The 3,715-nt window shown below is 30.6% G+C and carries 7 protein-coding genes; all 7 read right to left on the bottom strand.

The features are described 5' to 3' along the window. Positions 1 to 126: 126 nt before the first annotated feature. The 7 genes from H8909_RS12635 to H8909_RS12605 all read right to left on the bottom strand — a co-directional run bounded on the left by H8909_RS12635 (position 127) and on the right by H8909_RS12605 (position 3,611). Positions 127 to 495, bottom strand: a complete 369-nt coding sequence (locus H8909_RS12635; RefSeq protein WP_117458039.1) for a hypothetical protein — start codon at positions 493 to 495, stop codon at positions 127 to 129. Beyond that, the gene (locus tag H8909_RS12630; RefSeq protein WP_238634479.1) at positions 482 to 790 is read right to left on the bottom strand and encodes a ComGF family competence protein; all 309 of its coding nucleotides are present in this window, start codon (positions 788 to 790) and stop codon (positions 482 to 484) included. The genes H8909_RS12635 and H8909_RS12630 overlap by 14 nt, the downstream gene beginning before the upstream one ends. Positions 791 to 870: 80 nt before the next feature. Continuing rightward, positions 871 to 1,089 carry a hypothetical protein gene (locus H8909_RS12625; RefSeq protein WP_117458041.1) on the bottom strand — a complete coding sequence of 73 codons (219 nt, stop codon included), beginning with the start codon at positions 1,087 to 1,089 and terminating at the stop codon, positions 871 to 873. After that, positions 1,079 to 1,471 (bottom strand): hypothetical protein, encoded by a 393-nt coding sequence (locus tag H8909_RS12620; protein ID WP_187013072.1) that lies wholly within the window; start codon positions 1,469 to 1,471, stop codon positions 1,079 to 1,081. Before H8909_RS12620 ends, H8909_RS12625 begins: the two co-directional genes overlap by 11 nt. Then, on the bottom strand, positions 1,464 to 1,769 hold the full coding sequence (comGC, locus tag H8909_RS12615; protein WP_022424354.1) for a competence type IV pilus major pilin ComGC: 306 nt from the start codon (positions 1,767 to 1,769) through the stop codon (positions 1,464 to 1,466). Before comGC ends, H8909_RS12620 begins: the two co-directional genes overlap by 8 nt. Positions 1,770 to 1,777: 8 nt before the next feature. Continuing rightward, entirely contained in the window at positions 1,778 to 2,776 is a 999-nt protein-coding gene (locus H8909_RS12610) for a type II secretion system F family protein (RefSeq protein ID WP_187013071.1), read from the bottom strand. Then, positions 2,766 to 3,611: an ATPase, T2SS/T4P/T4SS family gene (locus H8909_RS12605; RefSeq protein WP_255465908.1), complete on the bottom strand. Its 846-nt coding sequence runs from the start codon at positions 3,609 to 3,611 to the stop codon at positions 2,766 to 2,768. The genes H8909_RS12610 and H8909_RS12605 overlap by 11 nt, the downstream gene beginning before the upstream one ends. Positions 3,612 to 3,715: the final 104 nt, after the last annotated feature.

The following is a 3,715-nucleotide window of genomic DNA, read 5'->3' as shown; positions in this document are numbered from 1 at the left end:
TTCCTCCAATGGATCATCCATGGAAAAAAGCCAGTTTTGCGAATTATGCTGCAAAACAAAAGCACCGCTGTGGTGCTAATGTTTGATTATTTTTGAGACATTATCAATTTCGGTTGACAGTATCCATTAATGCCCATATATGCACTCATGCATATCTAAAGTTTCCATATCAATTTTAACCTGCATTGTATAGTGATAAGACTTTGTGGTAATATCACAATCAATAAGATAATCCCTTCCATCATCGTCTACAGTATAACTAATAATACTCTCTTCTATTTCATAGGTATCACTAAGTAGTATGTCCTGATCAATTGTAGAACGCCAATGTCTTCTTAATAGTATTTCTATACGTCTTTGTTCATTCATCATTCTCTGATAGCGTGTTAATTCATATTGTCTTGTTACAAGCGTACAATAGCTGAATATACTTGTAAATAATATTAGAAAGATCACTAAAACTACTTGTAATATGCTTCCCCTATTCCTCGACATAATCTTCCTGCTTTCTATATAAATCACAGATCATATATGTATATTTCTGTTGTCCTCTCGTAATGGTCATATACATATATGCATCTTTTTCAAAGAAAATGACATCATCTATATCAGTTATTAATATTTCATACCCAGGTGTTTTAACAAGTCTTCTCTTATCAAAGATAATGGTATTCTCTTCACCTTTCTCATCATAATATCCAATATCTTCACTATATGTCTTAATCTTGGAAACAAGAAGATAATCAGCAAGCTGTTTAGCGCCTACCGCAATATCCTGATTATAACTCACTACAGGGACCTTTAAGACGCGTATGATAGAAGGTACATTCAAGACAATCATTAAACAAATACTTAAAGACAACAACATTTCTACGAGCGTAAAGCCTCTTTGAGTTTTGATTGGAGATCATCTCCTTCCTCTGCAATGCGTAATTCCTGTTTATTACTATTTTCTTGAACATATCTAAATCTAAGCTGTGCCTTATTCAATACAGTCAAAGATCCAACAAAATAAACCACGATCATCAAATAAATAGATAATGCGAAAAGTGACTCAATAAGTGTATTTCCTTTATGATTAAGTAACATAATAAGCACCACTTCCTAACTGAAACACAAACTTTCTTGTATGATGAGGTGTTTTTAAAACAAGAGTCTTGGCTATTTTAATACGTCCGTGATCATTATATGTAAATGTATGATTTGTAAGAAACTGATAGCCTTCCTCTAGATTTAACGTCTTATTTTCTTTCCCAATCAAATCAATGCGATGATTAGAGACTGATACCTTTACTGTATCTTTTTCTACTATAGCCATTGCTCTTGCTTCATCAAACATTGCTTTAATAAGCGCTATTTCTTCCTGTTCATTAATTGTGCGTGTATGCATAGTCATACAAAGTGATGATAGAAAGATTGTAATAGACAAAACAAATAACATCTCAACAACCGCAAATCCCTTCTTATACATAAGCTTGTCCATTTGATATATAAATAGATTTTCCATTTGGACATGTAGCCTGTTTTTGAGTGAGGTAAGGATTAGAACCAGATGTTAATTGAGAAATACTTGTAGGTAATTCATCATGTTCTATCTGATAAAGTATAATCTGTGAATTAACAACTTCCACCTGTGCTTCACATCCTTTGCCTTTTACTACATTATTCTTACTTGTAACATTAGGAATAACAAGTAATAAAATCACAAGAATAACAGAAATACAGAATATCATTTCGATTAAAGTAAAACCTGCTTTATTATTTTTCATAGAACCTCCTAAATATCTCCAATAACATTCATCATCGGTATTATAACTGCTACATAAATAGTGATGACGAAAAATGCGACAAACCCATAAACAATAGGTACAAAGAATTTAGTAAACTTGTTCACTGCATATGTAATCTGTTCCTGAGAAATATCTAAATAACCCCTCATTGAGCCTATTTCTTCAGGATTCTTTAAATACATCTTATACATAGATACAAAGAGATGATCAAAATAAGGAAAACCATCAATAATATTTTCTAACTGCTCTCCTTCCTTTAATCTTGTATAAATCTCATATAATACTATCTTAATATCACTCTGAGTCATATTCTCATTCAACATAGTTATAATTGTATTTGAATCAATGTGATCCTCTAATAATTCATTAAAATAAAGACAGAACTTAAATGTGAAATACTTTTGAATATACTTTTTCAAAAAAGGAACTTTAAGAAAACGCTCAATAATCCAATACTTCTTTTTCTTAAGTGCGATAAGGAAATAAACAAAAGAAACAATAAGTGCAACTAATATACCGATTATAAGAATAGGAATCAAACGAATAATAAAAAATAGAATACTAAAGCTCAAAGATGGATTCATTCCAAATGAACTAAATAACGATGTCACTTTTGGAAAGAGAATAAATGTCGCAAATAATGAGAAAAAAAGTAAAAACACAATTAAAATTAAAGGATAAGTCATCTGTGATGTTAATTTCTTTCTTATCGAAATTATTTCATTATAAATCTTTAAGCTATTCTTAATTGCATCAGAAATAGTAGAACGCATAGAAAAGAAGGTAAAGAATTCTATAAATAATCTAGGAAGATGTGGGTCTAATAAAGCGTTTGTTAAGTCTTCCCCATCATATATTTTCTGTAGTATTGTATCAATGCTGGGATGATTATTGATATCTTTACAAATAAGTAATGTTTCTTCTATGCCATAACCCTGCTCAAGTAAATTAGAAAGGTTTTCTAGAAACAATAGATCATTGTCCATTTAGTTCATCCTTAAACAAATATTGATCACAATGCTTCTCTTTAATAAGCATAAGTGCATTATCCTTAAATGATGGATAGCTGACAGTATGATCAAGAAAATATGTTTTAATTTGGTTCTTATTCATTGTTTCAGGAAGTATAATGACCTTTCTATTTTTTCTATCATATTTAATACGCTGAGTTACTACACCTATAAGTACATCCTCTAAATCCGTTTCATTAATACCTAAATTCAACATTCTCTTAATAACTAGTAAAGAATTACTCGCATGAATAGTAGATAATACCAGATGTCCTGTCAAAGCACATGTAATAGCCAATTTTGCTGTCTTCTCATCTCTTATTTCACCAATCATTATTACATCTGGATCATGTCTTAAAATCTGTTTCAATGAATTATAATAGTCTATTCCCATGCTTTCATTCATCTCTATCTGTAAACAATGTTCCTTTACTATTTCAATAGGATCCTCTAGCGTGACTACATTTCTTCCACCCATTTCAATAATCTTATCTAAAATCGCATATAAAGTTGTAGATTTACCTGAACCAGTTGCACCTGCCACTAAAAATAACCCTGACTTTTGATAACATACTTCATTAAGATAGAAAGTAAAATCATCTATTTCTGAGATCTCATTAATAGTAATGTTTTCGTGATTATTCAGTATTCTAATAACGATACTTTCAAAATCCATACCTGGCAAATAAGAGACACATAAGAAATAGATATGCTCATTAAGATAATAATGAAAAGCACCCGTTTGAGGAACCATCTTATAATTCACATTAATAAAAGACTTATATTTCAAATAATTCATGATTTTCTCCATTTCCCCGCGCCTTTGTTGCGCGGACACAAATATATAACCAAACTCAAATCCCCCAAAACTCTAGTGTGCATCTCGATATAATAGTATAATCAAAGAGAGGTGGT

Origin of the sequence: Catenibacterium faecis (assembly GCF_014306455.1) — a bacterium.
Classification (GTDB): domain Bacteria; phylum Bacillota_I; class Bacilli_A; order Erysipelotrichales; family Coprobacillaceae; genus Catenibacterium; species Catenibacterium mitsuoka_A.
The sequence above is the reverse complement of the archived record's forward strand: the minus strand, read 5'-3'. Positions and strand labels throughout refer to the sequence as shown.